The following is a 16157-nucleotide window of genomic DNA, read 5'->3' as shown; positions in this document are numbered from 1 at the left end:
GATAGGTCGTCTGAAAACCCGAAATGCTTTTTCAGACGACCCAAACCCACCACATCACGAAAGAAACTCATGTCCCCCAAACAAATCCTGATCGTCGCCGTCCGTTTAATCGTTTTAATCGGTATCGTACAAACGCTCAGCAGCATCGTTACCATATTTGCCCAGTCTGGAAGCGAATATAACAGCGCACAACTCCTGTTGCCGCTATCCATCTACGGCTTTTATTTGGCCGCATGGCTGCTTGTATGGTGTTTCCCTGCCACCATTGCCAACCGCCTGCTGCCCGAACATCTGCAAACCGCACAAGAAACCCCAAAACACCCCGCTCCATGGATGACGACAGGTATTGTCTTGATCGGCATATACACTCTTTCCCAAGCCATACCCGAACTGATTTACTTGTTCTCTATTTATCGTTTTACACAATCTATCTCTACCGACACGCAGACATCCATTTGGGCGAATCTCGGCACGCAAAACCAAGCCGGTATATTCGCCAGCACCGCCCAATTCCTTATCGGGATTTTCCTACTGTTCGGTGCGCCCAAACTCTCGTCTTGGATTCGCAAAAGACTTTAACGGCATAAAGACAACAGGTCGTCTGAAAAAATTTCAGACGACCTGAGATTGTCCTTGTGCCGAAATAAAACCGAATTTATGGCCCATTCCCGTCATCAACCTTTGAAACTACTCTTGCTGCCCTTTATTCCGCTGATGAAAACCATTCGTTTGATATTGTCGTCTATAGTAGCTTTATCATTAATCCTGTTACTGTTTATTTCTAAAACTTTGTTGTTTGTCTCAAAGCCTTTTCTGCCCGTCATTGTCGTTTTGTGGCGTTTATTGATGTGGCTGATGTTCCCTTTATTTTTTATCTGTTTGTTTATTTACACAATGTTCCGCCCATTAAAAAATCATGAAACACTTTTCCGGCATTGGCTGGATGTCATTTACCGCGACCGGCCGGAAACCGTTGGCATCATTATCGAAAATATCCATCAAGACTTAATAGAGGAAGATGAAGATGGGGAAAATAACACGCAGGAAGAAAATAACGAAACCGCCGTATTTAAAAACCTCTTAACCGAAGGCTTCATCCTACACAATAATCTCGAAGACTACGCACATCTGTTTTCCGTTGATTGGAAAGACGGGGAAGGTTTTATTGACTGCATCGCAGAAATGGCGGAACGTTTTAATGTCGTCCTGAATTGGACCGAACAGCAGCTTGAAGAAGATCTGCCCGATGAGCTGGCAAGGGCCGTATATCCCTTATTTGAAGCCGCCGGAGCGGTACTTTACAGTGCAGACACGGGAAGCGACTACTACACCTTTATCATCATCCCGCAACAAGACACAGCCGATTTTGAAAAAGTATCGAAACAATATGGTGTATCCTTGCAGCGGGCCAATAAAACCATCTGACACGAAACTCATAGTGGATTAACTTTAAACCAGTACGGCGTTGCCTCGCCTTAGCTCAAAGAGAACGATTCTCTAAGGTGCTGAAGCACCAAGTGAATCGGTTCCGTACTATCTGTACTGTCTGCGGCTTCGTCGCCTTGTCCTGATTTAAAGTTAATCCACTATATAATACCGCAACTGTCGTCTGAAAAAATTTCAGACGACCTCAATCCCAAAAAACACACCATGACCCAAATCACTTTCCAACGCCCCGGACAACTCACCGCCCTGCCGCCCCTGTCACTCTACATCCACATCCCGTGGTGCATCAAAAAATGCCCGTATTGCGACTTCAATTCCCACAGTCTGAAAAACGGATTGCCCGAAGCCGCCTATATCGACGCGCTGCTGACCGATTTGCAGCTCGAATTGCCCAATATTTGGGGCAGGCCGGTGGAAACGATATTTTTCGGCGGCGGTACGCCCAGCCTGTTTCAGGCGGAGTCGATTGACCGTTTGTTGAGCGGCGTGCGTTCGCTGTTGCGCTTGCAGCCGGAAGCGGAAATTACGTTGGAAGCCAATCCGGGTACGTTTGAAATTGAGAAATTTCAAGGATTTAAAGATGCGGGTATCACGCGGCTTTCTATTGGCGTGCAGAGTTTCAACGACGATATGCTTGCGCGGCTGGGGCGCGTCCACAACGGCAAAGAAGCCCTAACCGCCATCGACACCGCCTTGAAATTATTTGATAAAGTCAATATCGACTTGATGTACGCACTGCCGAACCAGACTGTTCAGACGGCATTGGATGACGTGCAAACCGCCATCGCTACGGGCGCGACCCACATCAGCGCGTATCATCTGACAATGGAGCCGAACACGCCGTTCGGTCATATGCCGCCGAAAGGTTTGCTGCAAGACGAAGCCGCCCTCGACATCGAAGACGCGGTACACGGCGCGCTGGAAGGCGCGGGCTTTATCCACTACGAAACATCGGCTTTTGCAAAACCTGCCATGCAGTGCCGCCACAATTTGAACTACTGGCAGTTCGGTGATTATTTGGGCATAGGTGCGGGCGCGCACGGCAAAATTTCCTACCCCGACCGCATTGAGCGCACCGTCCGCCGCCGCCACCCCAACGACTACCTCGCCTTAATGCAAAGTCAGCCAAGTGCTGCCGTCGAACGCAAAACCGTTGCCGCCGAAGATTTGCCGTTCGAATTCATGATGAACGCCCTGCGCCTGACCGACGGCGTACCCGCCGCGATGTTGCAGGAACGCACAGGCGTACCCGCCGCCAAAATCATGGCGCAAATCGAAACGGCAAGACAAAAAGGTTTGTTGGCAACCGATCCGACCGTGTTCCGCCCGACCGAACGGGGACGGTTGTTTTTAAACGATTTGTTGCAATGCTTTTTATGAGTTTATCCAAGATGAAAGAAAACTATCCAAAGAATTTCAAACCGCATGAAATTAAGAATGACAAAGCATAAGTTGTTTGACTTGAAGACGAAAACTATAAAAAGCTTTGCAATCACTTGGTGTTATGGGGATTGCAATTCTACGGTTATTAGGAGCAATTAATGCTGGATGTTTTTTACCAAATTTCACTTTCCAGCCTTCTTTGATTTTGGTCTTGACCAATTTATCTATTTTGGTATCTGTACTGAATTTGTTCATTTATATATTCCTTCTTGAGTTTTTAGAAACCGTTACCGAACTTTGAATCAATAACGGTTCAGGTTTATATTAGTATGGGGTATTATTTACCTTTTGCAGGATTATTACCACGACCACCTCCTGAAGGGTTACCTGTTCGGCTTGGCCAGTTGGGATTTGTATTACCAGTATTATTGGTTGCCATAATTGTTTCCTTTTAAAATTGATAAGAAGATTATCCGCTAATGGATATTTAGCGAATATGGTCATGATAAATTCGGCACTCGGACAAACAGCGACAAAATTAGGGACAAATAGGAGTTTATAATGGAAAATAAAGAAATATTTTCTAACTTTATGAATCTAAAGAACTTTAAAAACTGGTCGGATAATGACCTAGCTAAAGAGGTTTTCAATATTTTACATGATGACGAAATTCGGCATCTATCCAGCGCTGAAGAGGAAGAAGAGATAAGGTTATTCTGTGAAAGATTTTCTCAAGGGCTAGGGCGATTAAAAACTAATGATAAAAGAGAACCTCGTTTTAAACTATATGAAGATAAAAGTAGAAGAATTACTTGGAAGCAATGCTGGGAAGCAGTATCTAAAGAATACCCTAATGTGCAAAATCAAAGTGAAGTATTAGATAATATCGATAATGATAAAGAACTAGAAATAAAAAGAATTATTGACAAAACAATAGAAACTCAAGAAATACTTTCTTGGGATAGTGATTTGCAAATTTACTTCAATGCCGCAACCTTATTTTATAACAACAAACCTAAATTCATTCTAGATGCTTGGGAGAACTTAGATAAAAATTACAATGAACAGAATAGATTAGAAGACTTAGCAGAAAAACATAACTTAGGGAGTTTACAGACTTATTTAGGTAATTTTTATTTTTACAAAAAACAAAAATACTCTAAATCCTTGGAATTCTATAAATCAGCAGCCCAAAATTATGATGAGTTGGCTCTCTATCAACTAGGGCAAATCTATGAAATTGGCGTAAATGGGCATATTGAAAAAGATATTGATAAAGCAATGGAATATTATAAAGAAGCTACTGAATATGACTTTCCTTTTGCATTGAATAAATTAGCATATTTATCTTATTGCACACGAAAATATCAACAATTTTTTGAATACGCGAGGAAATCGGCAGAAATTAGCGGATTTAATCCATTACCTATTGTAGAAGGACCGATGATGCTTGATACAGATGAGAATGGTTACTCTTATATTAAAAGGTCAAATAAACAGCAACAATTTCCAAATTATCTTGGAGTGTTATATTTAGGTTTCGCATATCAAGAAGGGCTTGGGATTAATAAAAATTTGTCAAAAGCAATTCAACAATACGAGCATTTTTTAGAATTTCCATTTAACCATTGGACTCAAACTGTTTTAACAAGGTTATTTCTTTTACTCAAAGAATGTGCCCAAAACGAAGAAGATATAACCAAAGCTAAAAATGCTTTTAATAAATTGAAAGAATTAATAATTAAAAGTTTGGATACGGCTTGGGAAACCACGGATTCAAGTATATTGAAATTTGAAGATAATTTATTAGGATTACATCCTGATTTTATTAATGAAATCGAAAATGCAAAATATTTTTCCCATGGTCATGGAGACTCTATTCTCTTAAAATCAATAGCTAAACGATTTACATCATAAAAAATGCGGTTGTATAGCATATAAATCCAAGATTCATCTTTAAGACATTTCCTTTAATACGCTTTTAGAATATTAAAAATGCCGCCTGGGCACATTTAATCTCCTTTGACCAAACTCCCTAATTAGCAAAAAATTTTGTATTATTGCAATTTCGTTCTGCCCACTCTTTCTAGGAGAAAATCATGTCCAAAACCATCATCCACACTGACAAAGCCCCCGCCGCCATCGGCGCATACAGCCAAGCCGTGCGCGCAGGCGACACCGTTTACATGAGCGGTCAAATCCCCCTCGATCCCGCCACCATGACCGTTGTCGGCAACGGCGACTTCCGCGCCGAAGCCCGCCAGGTCTTTAAAAACCTGCAAGCCGTTGCCGAAGCCGCAGGCGGCACGCTGGGCGACATCGTCAAACTCAACGCCTACCTGACCGACCTCGCCAACTTCGCCGTCTTCAACGAAGTCATGGCAGAGTTCATCCAAGAACCCTTCCCCGCCCGCGCCGCCGTCGGTGTCGCCTCCCTGCCCAAAGGCGTGCAGGTCGAAGCCGAAGCCGTGCTGGTACTGAACGCATAAGACACGCAACCCGTTTTCAGACGACCTCCCACAAGCCAAAGGTCGTCTGAAACACCACACACTATCGGACAATAACAACAATGGCACACTACGCAATCGGCGATATTCAAGGCTGCTTCGACGAACTCACCCTTTTGCTCGACAAAATCAACTTCAACCACGGTACAGACACCCTCTGGCTCGTCGGCGACATCGTCAACCGCGGCCCCAAATCCCTCGAAGTCCTCCAATTCTGTATGGAACACGAAAGCAGCGTCCGCATGGTTCTCGGCAACCACGACCTGCACCTGCTCGCCGTCGGTTACGGCGAAGGCACGGTCAAGCGCAGCGACACCATCACCCCCATCCTCCAACATCCCGATAGCAAAAAAATGCTCGAATGGCTGCGTTTCCAGCCCCTGCTGATCAAAGGCGTGCGCCATGTTATGGTTCACGCCGGCATCCTGCCCCAGTGGACCATCGCCCGCGCCGAACTGCTTGCCAGCGAAACCGAAGCCGAACTGCGCGGCAAAAAATACAAAAAGTTTTTCTCCAAAATGTACGGCAACAAACCCGCCGAATGGCGCGACGATCTGACCGGCTACGACCGCCTGCGCATGATTCTCAACGTCTTCACCCGAATGCGCGCGCTGACACTGAAAAACGAACTCGACTACGACTACAAATCCACCCTCAAAAAAATGCCCCCGAACCTGCGCCCTTGGTTCAAAGCCCCCGACAGGCAAAACCTCAGCCACACCATCGTCTTCGGACACTGGTCTTCGCTGGGTTTTATGAACACCGACAACATCCTCTCCCTCGACACCGGCGCGCTTTGGGGCGGCGAACTGACCGCCATCAACCTTGCCGACCACAGTATCACCCAAGTCCCCTCCCTTGGCGGTTTGGACTGGAAAACGGCTTTGAAATGAGCCATGAAAACCAGAAAAGTATAAGTTTTTAGGTCGTCTGAAAATTGATTTCGGTTTGACAATAATGTGGTTTCAGACAACCTTTATATCGTTAATTCACTGAAAAATTAAAAGGAAAATGAAATGATAAACTGGGAAAATCCGCTCATCACCCCCTACCGGCAGCAGCTTTTGTCTACTGAAAAACCCGTTGTCCGCATCAAGCTGTCACCTGCAGACAAAAGCAGCCTGCGCCGCTGGGACAGCAAAGTCGGAGGCGCTCCCTATTTGCCGCTCGGTGCCGAATATCCACACACGGCAAATGGTGATCCGCTCACGCTGTTGGCACAAATCAACTTCGCCCAAACACCACCGCTGGAGAATTTTCCCCGACAAGGTCTGTTGCAGTTTTTCATCCACAGTGACGATTTATACGGCTGCGATCTGGATAATCTGCTCAACAATGACGGCTTCCGCGTAATTTATCATGCCGACGTATTGGAAGACGACAGCCTCCAGCAGTCGGATTATCCGCATTACTACGGCGAAGAATTCGGCCTGCCGCATAATCCCGAACAGTCCTTTGCCATGTCGTTCGAACAGGGAACGCAGCTTGTCAGTTGCAGCGACTACCGTTTCGCACAAATTTTGGAAAGGTATGAAGGCGGTAAGAACGAAAATTTCTGGCAGATTCACAGCAATGAAGATTTGGAATATGAAGTCATGGAAAGCTTCAGTGGTGGCCACCAGATAGGCGGTTACCCTGATTTCACCCAAAATGACCCACGCGAAGAGCACGATGAATTGAAAGACTATATCCTGCTGTTCCAACTGCAAAGTGAATGGGAGGACGGGATAGAAATCATATGGGGAGACCTAGGTGTGGGCGGTTTCTTCATTCACCCCGACGATTTAGCCAAACTAGATTTTTCCAAAGTAGCATATAGCTGGGATTGTGGTTAACCACCCGCTAGCTGCAAGCCGCGTGGGGATGAATTGTACGAACCGGATAAGTTCGATTAATAAATCCCCCACCTGCCATCAAGGTCGTCTGAAAAACAGTTTTCGTAAAGTCGAAACCTTGTTTCAGACGACCTTTCGTTTGCCTTAAAGCATTTCTTATTATGCGGTATTTCATATAAAATACCGGTCTAAAGGCCGTCTGAAACAAAGGTTGCTCATGTCGATACCTTTATTTCAGACGGCTCGTCTTTCAAAATACCACCCCTCTGAGGAATACCCCATGCCAGAATACCGCTCCAAAACCTCCACCCACGGCCGCAACATGGCGGGCGCACGCGCATTGTGGCGCGCCACCGGCGTGATGGAAACCGACTTCGGCAAGCCCATCATCGCCGTTGCCAACTCGTTCACCCAATTCGTTCCCGGCCATGTCCATCTGCACAACATGGGTCAACTGGTTGCCCGCGAAATTGAAAAAGCGGGCGCAATCGCCAAAGAATTCAACACCATCGCCATCGACGACGGCATCGCCATGGGACACAGCGGCATGCTGTACTCCCTGCCCAGCCGCGATTTGATTGCCGACTCCATCGAATACATGGTCAACGCCCACTGCGCCGACGCGCTGGTGTGCATTTCCAACTGCGACAAAATCACCCCCGGAATGCTGATTGCCGCCATGCGCCTGAACATCCCGACCATCTTTGTTTCCGGCGGTCCGATGGAAGCGGGCAAGGTCATCGGTGTGGCCAACATCCAGCCCGAACGCCGCTTGGACTTGATTGACGCCATGATTGAATCGGCGGACGACAATGTCAGCAACCAACAGGTCGAAGAAGTCGAACAAAACGCCTGCCCGACCTGCGGCTCCTGCTCCGGCATGTTCACCGCCAACTCCATGAACTGCCTGACCGAAGCGCTCGGCCTGTCCCTGCCCGGCAACGGTTCCTACCTCGCCACCCATGCCGGCCGCAAAGAATTATTCCTCGAAGCCGGCCGCATGATTGTCGAAATCACCAAACGCTATTACGAGCAAGACGACGAAACCGTGCTGCCGCGCAGCATCGCCACCAAAAAAGCGTTTGAAAACGCCATGACTATGGACATCGCCATGGGCGGCTCCACCAACACCATCCTGCACTTGCTCGCCGTCGCCAACGAAGCGGGCGTGGATTTCAAAATGGCCGACATCGACCGCTTAAGCCGCGTCGTCCCCTGCATCTGCAAAACCGCACCCAACAACCACGACTACTACATGGAAGACGTGCACCGCGCCGGCGGCATCTTCGCCATTCTGAAAGAACTGGACAAAGCGGGCAAACTGCACACCGACGTGTACACCATCCACGCGCCGACGCTGAAAGACGCGATTGAAAAATGGGACGTGACCAATCCCGAAAACACCCACGCCATCGAACGCTTCAAAGCCGCGCCCGGCGGCGTGCGCACCACCCAAGCGTTCTCGCAAAACCGTATGTGGAAAACCCTCGACCTCGACCGCGAAAAAGGCTGTATCCGCAACGTCGAACACGCCTACTCGCAAGACGGCGGTTTGGCGGTCTTGTTCGGTAACATCGCCGAACGCGGCTGCGTGGTGAAAACCGCAGGCGTGGACGAGAGCATCCTCAAATTCACCGGCCGCGCCCGCGTGTTTGAAAGCCAAGAAGCCGCCGTCGAAGGCATTTTGGGCAACCAAATCGTCGCCGGCGACATCGTCATCATCCGCTACGAAGGCCCCAAAGGCGGCCCGGGTATGCAGGAAATGCTGTATCCGACTTCCTACCTGAAATCCAAAGGCCTCGGCAAAGCCTGCGCCTTGCTGACCGACGGACGCTTCTCTGGCGGCACATCAGGCCTCTCCATCGGCCACGCTTCGCCCGAAGCGGCGGAAGGCGGCGCCATCGGTTTGGTACACGAAGGCGATACGATTGAAATCGACATCCCCAACCGCAGCATCAACCTGAAAGTGTCCGACGAAGAACTAGCCGCCCGCCGCGCCGAAATGGAAGCACGCGGCAGCAAAGCATGGAAACCGGAAAACCGCGACCGCTACGTCTCCGCCGCCTTGCGTGCCTACGGTGCCATGGCGACTTCCGCCGACAAAGGCGCGGTGCGCGACGTATCGCAAATCGAACGGTAAAACAGTACGGCAATAAAGGTTTCAGACGACCATACGGTATCGTAGGTCGTCTGAAAACCGAAAAGCAGCCTGCACACCGCCTTCCCGAATCCAATCCACGCAAATAAATATTCAGGCAGCTTTAAAACGCGGATTCTCTTAAACCCCAATACCCGATTTTTTACCTTGAAACGGAAACCGCCCCATGCACAAAACGATTTTACCTATCCTGTTGGCATTCTTCGAATTGGTGGCAAGCCGATTCGTGGTGGCCGACGTAAACATACTGCGCCAACAGCACGCACAGGAAATGAACCGTATAGGGTACTGCATGCAGGTATATGGCAACGCTACGTGTACCAACTATTCGCCAAGCAGCTCGTCATACGGTAGACCGTCATACGACAGCCCGTCAGACAGCAGCTCATACACACCCCTCTCACCCGAAGAACTCGCTAAAATCAACAACTGGCTTCGTTTGAACGAAGCACGCACTCCCAAACACTGCACCCCTGTTGCAGACCGCATGCAACGCTGCTGGGAAGGCAATTACCACCCGATGCCGACCGACTCGAAGCACCCCACGATCAGACCACTAGTCAAACTTTACACCCTTGATGCCAACGGCAACATACAGGGACACGAACTGGAATATTCCAGACAGACCAACAAACTGCTATGGACGACCTTTTATCGGGACGGCAAACCCAACCCCAAAGACTCGGCCGCATACAACTTCTACGACGCGCCCGCAGGCCAAGTCAGCATTACCAAAATAAGTCGCTCCGGCGGATGGTCGGGAAAGCAACGGATAACTGAAACGGCTGCGTCCCAAGTGCAAGGCCTAAGCGAACTCGGCCTGAAAAGCATGAACCTGCGCGATACGATGCACCCCGACGATTACAGACAGCTCCTCAAAGCGGAACAGCATATCCGGCAGTTGGAGGATGAATTTAAACGCAAAGGAATAGACATCCACTGATGAGGCCGTCTGAAAACTCAAAACAGCCTGAATCAATTTCATTGTGCAGGCTGCCTACAAATAACGGCTAAATACCGCCAAAATTTGGAAAGGATATTCCGATGAGCATTTCTTTCTACATCAAAAATCCCAAAAAGCTATTTAGCCGCATGCCCGTATTAACCGTGCAGGAATGTTTCCAGCTTTCATCGCAGCCGCTGGCACAATTTTCATTTGATGAACACGATGAAGATTTTGATTTAAAGCGATTTCAAACACTGCCGTTATCCGACTTCGAATGTCTGCTGCTTGGCGTGAACGAAAAAAGCGGTAGGGGATTTGAATTATCCTTTGATGAAGACACACAGGAATACGCTGTGCGGCAATTCACGCCCAGCACTTTGGAAGACTGGCAAATCGCCCTGCAATATCTCGCCGATTTAGCCCGCGCGCTCAAACAACCGATTACCTGCGAAACCGATGAAACCTTCACTGCCGACACCATCCAAACCTTCGATTTCAAACCAGACATACAGGCCGGTATATCCATGGTGCCTTTTGAAGATGAAGACGAAATACAAAACTATAAATTCTACGGCGTTACCCGCCCTGTGGCACTGAACAAAGAGATTCGCGACAAAATTCTAACCGACAACGACCCACTCGCAGCCTTCAGCCGCCTGATGCGTGAAACCCAATGGCTGGATGCCTATTCCGCTCATCAAATGATTGGGAAAAATAGTGACACGGGAGAGCTCGTCGGCTTTTATGTCTTAAACCCTGAACTGCCGACCATTCTGCCCTATCGACCAGAAATAGAATACGGCGCAGATCCGGATATATCCAACAACGATATCAGCAGCTGGAGATTGATTTTTACCAACGATGACGATTCACCTACCGAGCTGCCCTACGAAACCTTTATCGCACGGCTGCCTGAAGAAAAATACCGCTTTATTGACGCAGCGTATATTCTGCTGGAAGCATTCACGAAAGACGAATTGGCTCAGCTTGCCATCGAATAATGCTCAGACAGCCACCATTTATAAAATGAGGCAATCAAAATGACGGTCAACAAGTTTCAGATTATCCCTTTTAAAGGCGTGGATTTAGGCGACATATTTTTTGAGCTTGGTAACACCAATGAACAAATCATCGCCGAATTTGGAGAGGCCAGCGAAGTGGTGCAAGACAACCTTTTGAATATTACTACCGAATACAGATTTGCTTGTGAATTAAAATATAGAGCAGATAAACTTGTTGCCATCATTTGCAACAAACATACCAACCCCATGCTTGGCGGCGTAAACGTCTTTACAGCCGAAGACCTAGAAGAAATCAAGCAGCAGAATGATTTTATTGAAGAAAAATCGTATATTACCTTTCCTGAACTCGGTATCTGCATTGGTGGCATGAGTCAAAAACGCATACCGGAGGGCAAAGCCGTTATCGTTTTTTCCAAGGAAGAAACCAAGTTGACAGATTTTTGGCAAAATAAAGTCAAAAAGAAACCTTCGGAAGCAGAACCTCATGAAGTAAAAATCTCATCCTTTGAAGGCGTAGAAACAAACGGTAAATTTTTCAAACTCGGCAATACCATGCAACAAATCATTGCCGAATTCGGCAAAGCAGAAAGAGTTTTGCAACACAATATTTTAGGGAGCACTTTTGAAACACGAGGTTCGTACGAATTGCAATATAAGGAAAACAGGCTGGTTGCCGTCACTTGCAATCAATACACATATCCTATTTTCAACGGCTTGAATCTCTTTGAAACTGAGAGCATAGAAAAACTAAAAAACGAACATCATTTTCTCGAAGGAAAACATTACCTCACCTTTCCAAGCCTAGGAATCTGCATCGGCGGCATGTCCCAAAAAAGAATACCTGAAGGTAAATTGGCCCTGGTTTTTACCCGGAGTGAAACCGACATATATGAATTTTATGCCGAAGATTAATCCATTAAGTGATGTCATACCACAGCAATATTCTTAACAAAATACAAAAAGGTCGTCTGAAAACAGAAACCCAATCCTGTTTTCAGACGACCTTTTGCATTGCAAATCAACTTAATTAGTGATGATGACCGTGCGGGCCGTGAACGTGGCCGTGTGCGATTTCTTCTTCAGTCGCATCGCGTACGCCGTCAACTGTCGCTTTGAACAAGATTTTCATGCCTGCAAGCGGATGGTTGCCGTCTACTACGGCTTTGCCGTCCGCTACATCGGTTACGCGGTAAATCAAGACATCGCCGGTTTCAGGATCATCGGCTTCAAACATCATGCCGACTTCCACTTCAACCGGAAACACGCTGACATCTTCGATACGCACCAGGCTGGGATCTTGCTCGCCAAAAGCATCATCGGGAGACAGCGCGACTTCAACGGTATCGCCGACGTTTTTCTCGTGCAAAGCTTCTTCCACCAAAGGGAAAATGCCGTCATATCCGCCATGCAGATAGACGATGGGTTCTTCGGTTTTGTCCAGCAGTTGGTTGTCCACATCGTACATTTCATAGTGAAGCGAAACCACAGAATTTTTTTCAATAGCCATTTTTTATCCTTTATCATGACCGTTTATCAAAACAGGTTTTCTTTATTGACAACCCTCTGCCAACAAATCTAAAGCATTCTAACACACCGCCGTCATGCACGGAGATTTATCGCAAAATTATCAAAACTAACAATTATAAATTTATATGCACAATATTTAACATATTGCGCGTAAAAGCGTAAATTTTGATAATCTTTATATTTGTGTAACTTTTTTACAACTTTTTGCTTTTATGCGCAACAACTGCCCGCATTTCATTTAAACCGATTGAAAACAAAGGCCCATAGCGCATTCTTCAAATGTAAACGCATGAAATAAATAAATTTTACTATACAATTTATTTCAAATGTACATTGAATAACAGCCAATGCGGACTAGTTTTACCCCCGTCTTTCGTCCATTTCAGATTGATTAAAAATTACTAATTCGTCCGTATCGTTGCACCGAAGCACCCTGTGGGGCATAATGCAGGAAATTCAGCAATGAATTTTTACTCTAAATGAAACGACTTATATGTCGTTTTGTTGTTTTGTTCTACTTAAATCGATTTAAAGAAGGTTCTCAAAATGAAAAAATCTCTGATTGCTGCTGCTCTGTTATCTTTGGCTTTGGCTGCTTGTAACAAAGGCGCTGATACTGCTGCTCCTACCGCTTCCGGTGCTTCTGAAACTGCTGCTTCTGCCGCTTCTTCTGCAACTGGTGCCGCTTCTGCCGCTTCCTCTGCAACTGAAGCCGCTTCTGCAGCTAACACCGCTGCTTCTGCTGCCAACACTGCCGCTTCTGCAGCTAATACCGCTGCTTCTGCTGCAACCGGTGCTGCCTCTGCTGCCAGCTCAGCTGCTGCTTCTGCCGCTTCTGCTGCAAAATAATATTTTTACAGTTAAAAAAGCAGGATACGGATTGTATCCTGCTTTTTTGTTTTTCAGACGACCTTTACCGTTTTTCGCTTCCCTTATCCGCTATATAATCTTCCGTACACACACAAACCATCCTGCTGCCCGTTATGCCCAATCTGTACGACCGTTTTCTTGAATTCCTTTCCCCCGCCGAAATCCTCGAAGCCACTCCGGCCTTGTTAAACGACCAGCGCCGCCGCTTTGTTTCCGAACCGGACATCATCTTGCAACCGCATTCCATAGAAAATGTACAAGAAATCATGCGGTTTTGTTTTGAACACCGTATCCCCGTTACCCCACAGGGCGGCAATACCGGTTTGTGCGGCGCAGCAGTAGCTTCCGGCGGCGTACTGCTCAACCTTTCCAAAATCAACCGCATCCGCGAAATCAACCTTGCCGACAACAGCATCACCGTCGAAGCGGGCGTAATCCTGCAAAACGTCCAAAAAGCGGCAGCCGAAGCAGGCAGACTGTTCCCCCTCAGTCTTGCCAGCGAAGGCTCGTGCGAAATCGGCGGCAATATCGCCTGCAACGCCGGCGGATTAAACGTTTTACGCTACGGCAGTATGCGCGACTTGGTATTAGGCTTGGAAGTCGTCTTGCCCAATGGCGAACTTGTTTCCCATCTCCAACCGCTACACAAAAATACCACCGGCTACGACCTGCGCCACCTCTTTATCGGCAGCGAAGGTACGCTCGGCATCATCACCGCCGCCACGCTCAAACTCTTCGCCCGCCCGCAAACCACAGCCACCGCATGGGTAGGTTTGGATGACATCGAATCTGCCGTAGAGCTTTTAACTGCGGTACAAGGGCATTTTGCCGAACGTCTAACCAGTTTCGAGCTGATCAGCCGCTACGCTTTGGCATTGTCTTCCGAGTTTAGCCGTCTTAAACAGCCGACCGATGCAAACTGGCACGTTCTGCTCGAACTGACCGACTCCGTTCCCGATGCCGCGCTCGATGAAAAACTTGCCGAGTTTCTCTATCAAAACGGCCAAGAAAACAGCATCATCGCGCAATCCGAACAAGAGCGCCTCGATCTGTGGACGCTGCGTGAAAACATTTCCGCCTCCCAGCGCAAGCTCGGCACCAGCATCAAACACGACATCGCCGTCCCGATAGCCCAAGTCGCCACCTTTGTCCGTCAATGCGCCCCCGCCTTGGAAACCCGTTTTCCGGGTATACAAATTGTCTGCTTCGGACATTTGGGCGACGGCAGCCTGCATTACAACACCTTCCTGCCCGACGTCTTGAGCAACGAAGCCTACCGTTACGAAGATGCCGTCAACACCATCGTCTATGAACACATCCTCGCTTGCCACGGTACCATCGCGGCGGAACACGGTATCGGCACCATCAAAAAACACTGGCTCCCCAGCGTCCGCACACCATCCGAAATCGCTCTGATGCGCGCCATCAAAGCCCAGCTTGATCCGCACGACATCATGAATCCGGGCAAACTCCTGCCGTAAGCAATTCAGTATAGTGGATTAACTTTAAACCAGGACGGCGTTACCTCGCCTTAGCTCAAAGAGAACGATTCTCTAAGGTGCTGAAGCACCAAGTGAATCGGTTCCGTACTATCTGTACTGTCTGCGGCTTCGTCGCCTTGTCCTGATTTAAATTTAATCCACTATATTTGCCAAAATCGAAAAGGTCGTCTGAAAACCTAATCCCAGTTTCAGACGACCTTTGACATGGTTCGCAGATTGCACTCAAGGCAATATTGCCTCAGCCCAATCAACCCAGCACAAACTATTCTTCTTCCCTGCGCCTGCGCTTCAACAAAATGCGTACAGCGCCGTCATTGCCTTCCCTCGGCTCGATATAAGCCAATACATCAGGGTGCTGCATCAGCCAGCGGCGCGTCATGTTTTTTAAAACGGGTTTGTAGCCTGACGAGCCCAAACCGCTGCCGTGAATGATTTCGGCGCATACACCCCGCTTTTGGGTAAATTCGATAAATTCGTTTAAAACCTGTTGCGCCTCTTCCTGCGTGTAGCCGTGCAAATCGACATCGGCGACTACGGGATAATGCCCGTTACGCAGACGCTGCAAGTCGTTTTTCCCTTGTCCGTTTTTACTAAACGAAGCGGGCGGTTCATCCCAAGAAGCGCCGCTGCCGACATAAAAATAATCTTCGGCTGCCAAACTTTCCTGCTCTTTCGAGCGGGGTTTGATGGGCGTTTTATCACGCGGCGCTTCATAGCGCGGTGCGGTTTTCAGCGGCGTTACTGCACCTACGGCTTTGGCGAAATCGATATTCTCTTCCTCGCGCTTCTTCGCCAAGGCTTGCTCCTGCGCCCGCGCTTCGGCTTCTTTTTTGGCTTGCTTGCCTAATGCTTTCAAGGCGGATTGGAAATCTGTTTTCATCATGGGGATATTTCGAGGTTTAACATGGAAAACACATTTTCAGACAACCTCTGCGCTCCGTATACAGGTCGTCTGAAAACG

General features: G+C 47.9%; 16 protein-coding genes. 13 read left to right on the top strand and 3 right to left on the bottom strand.

Annotation, left to right across the window (positions count from 1 at the left end; translation table 11 throughout):
• The first annotated feature begins 69 nt into the window (after positions 1 to 69).
• The 3 genes from H3L95_RS03525 (at position 70) to hemW (ending at position 2826) form a co-directional block, all read left to right on the top strand.
• On the top strand, positions 70 to 579 hold the full coding sequence (locus H3L95_RS03525) for a hypothetical protein (RefSeq protein ID WP_003756975.1): 510 nt from the start codon (positions 70 to 72) through the stop codon (positions 577 to 579).
• Between the two features lie 78 nt (positions 580 to 657).
• Entirely contained in the window at positions 658 to 1425 is a 768-nt protein-coding gene (locus tag H3L95_RS03520; RefSeq protein ID WP_241429708.1) for a DUF6630 family protein, read from the top strand.
• A gap of 225 nt (positions 1426 to 1650) precedes the next feature.
• Positions 1651 to 2826, top strand: a complete 1176-nt coding sequence (gene hemW / locus H3L95_RS03515) for a radical SAM family heme chaperone HemW (RefSeq protein WP_003756969.1) — start codon at positions 1651 to 1653, stop codon at positions 2824 to 2826.
• A gap of 51 nt (positions 2827 to 2877) precedes the next feature.
• Here hemW and H3L95_RS03510 read toward each other — a convergent pair whose 3' ends face one another.
• The gene (locus tag H3L95_RS03510) at positions 2878 to 3084 is read right to left on the bottom strand and encodes a hypothetical protein (RefSeq protein ID WP_003756968.1); all 207 of its coding nucleotides are present in this window, start codon (positions 3082 to 3084) and stop codon (positions 2878 to 2880) included.
• A 306-nt stretch (positions 3085 to 3390) separates the two neighbouring features.
• Here H3L95_RS03510 and H3L95_RS03505 point away from each other — a divergent pair, with 306 nt between their 5' ends.
• From H3L95_RS03505 to H3L95_RS03470, 8 genes are all read left to right on the top strand, one after another.
• Entirely contained in the window at positions 3391 to 4746 is a 1356-nt protein-coding gene (locus H3L95_RS03505; protein ID WP_003756965.1) for a tetratricopeptide repeat protein, read from the top strand.
• A 182-nt stretch (positions 4747 to 4928) separates the two neighbouring features.
• Positions 4929 to 5318, top strand: coding sequence for a RidA family protein (locus H3L95_RS03500; RefSeq protein WP_003756963.1), 390 nt, complete (start codon positions 4929 to 4931; stop codon positions 5316 to 5318).
• An 80-nt stretch (positions 5319 to 5398) separates the two neighbouring features.
• Positions 5399 to 6229: a symmetrical bis(5'-nucleosyl)-tetraphosphatase gene (locus H3L95_RS03495; protein ID WP_003756961.1), complete on the top strand. Its 831-nt coding sequence runs from the start codon at positions 5399 to 5401 to the stop codon at positions 6227 to 6229.
• Positions 6230 to 6352: 123 nt separating this feature from the next.
• Positions 6353 to 7171, top strand: a complete 819-nt coding sequence (locus H3L95_RS03490) for a YwqG family protein (protein ID WP_003756959.1) — start codon at positions 6353 to 6355, stop codon at positions 7169 to 7171.
• Positions 7172 to 7451: 280 nt separating this feature from the next.
• On the top strand, positions 7452 to 9311 hold the full coding sequence (gene ilvD, locus H3L95_RS03485) for a dihydroxy-acid dehydratase (RefSeq protein ID WP_009173430.1): 1860 nt from the start codon (positions 7452 to 7454) through the stop codon (positions 9309 to 9311).
• 184 nt (positions 9312 to 9495) lie between these two features.
• Positions 9496 to 10272 (top strand): hypothetical protein, encoded by a 777-nt coding sequence (locus H3L95_RS03480; RefSeq protein WP_003756953.1) that lies wholly within the window; start codon positions 9496 to 9498, stop codon positions 10270 to 10272.
• Positions 10273 to 10373: 101 nt separating this feature from the next.
• Positions 10374 to 11276, top strand: coding sequence for a DUF4299 family protein (locus H3L95_RS03475; RefSeq protein ID WP_003756951.1), 903 nt, complete (start codon positions 10374 to 10376; stop codon positions 11274 to 11276).
• Between the two features lie 39 nt (positions 11277 to 11315).
• Positions 11316 to 12209 (top strand): hypothetical protein, encoded by an 894-nt coding sequence (locus H3L95_RS03470; protein WP_003756948.1) that lies wholly within the window; start codon positions 11316 to 11318, stop codon positions 12207 to 12209.
• A gap of 115 nt (positions 12210 to 12324) precedes the next feature.
• Here H3L95_RS03470 and H3L95_RS03465 read toward each other — a convergent pair whose 3' ends face one another.
• Positions 12325 to 12804, bottom strand: a complete 480-nt coding sequence (locus H3L95_RS03465) for an FKBP-type peptidyl-prolyl cis-trans isomerase (RefSeq protein ID WP_003756947.1) — start codon at positions 12802 to 12804, stop codon at positions 12325 to 12327.
• Between the two features lie 566 nt (positions 12805 to 13370).
• Here H3L95_RS03465 and H3L95_RS03460 point away from each other — a divergent pair.
• Together H3L95_RS03460 and H3L95_RS03455 are read left to right on the top strand one after the other, a co-directional pair.
• Complete coding sequence (locus H3L95_RS03460; RefSeq protein WP_049224223.1) at positions 13371 to 13673, top strand: hypothetical protein; 303 nt, start codon at positions 13371 to 13373, stop codon at positions 13671 to 13673.
• 134 nt (positions 13674 to 13807) lie between these two features.
• Positions 13808 to 15175 carry an FAD-binding oxidoreductase gene (locus H3L95_RS03455; RefSeq protein ID WP_003756943.1) on the top strand — a complete coding sequence of 456 codons (1368 nt, stop codon included), beginning with the start codon at positions 13808 to 13810 and terminating at the stop codon, positions 15173 to 15175.
• 283 nt (positions 15176 to 15458) lie between these two features.
• Here H3L95_RS03455 and H3L95_RS03450 read toward each other — a convergent pair whose 3' ends face one another.
• Positions 15459 to 16076 carry a Smr/MutS family protein gene (locus tag H3L95_RS03450; protein ID WP_182096246.1) on the bottom strand — a complete coding sequence of 206 codons (618 nt, stop codon included), beginning with the start codon at positions 16074 to 16076 and terminating at the stop codon, positions 15459 to 15461.
• Between the last annotated feature and the right edge of the window lie 81 nt (positions 16077 to 16157).

The sequence above is a fragment of the Neisseria sicca genome (assembly GCF_014054945.1).
Taxonomy (GTDB): Bacteria; Pseudomonadota; Gammaproteobacteria; order Burkholderiales; family Neisseriaceae; genus Neisseria; species Neisseria sicca.
Note: the sequence above shows the minus strand (reverse complement) of the source record. Positions and strands in the feature narration are given on the sequence as shown.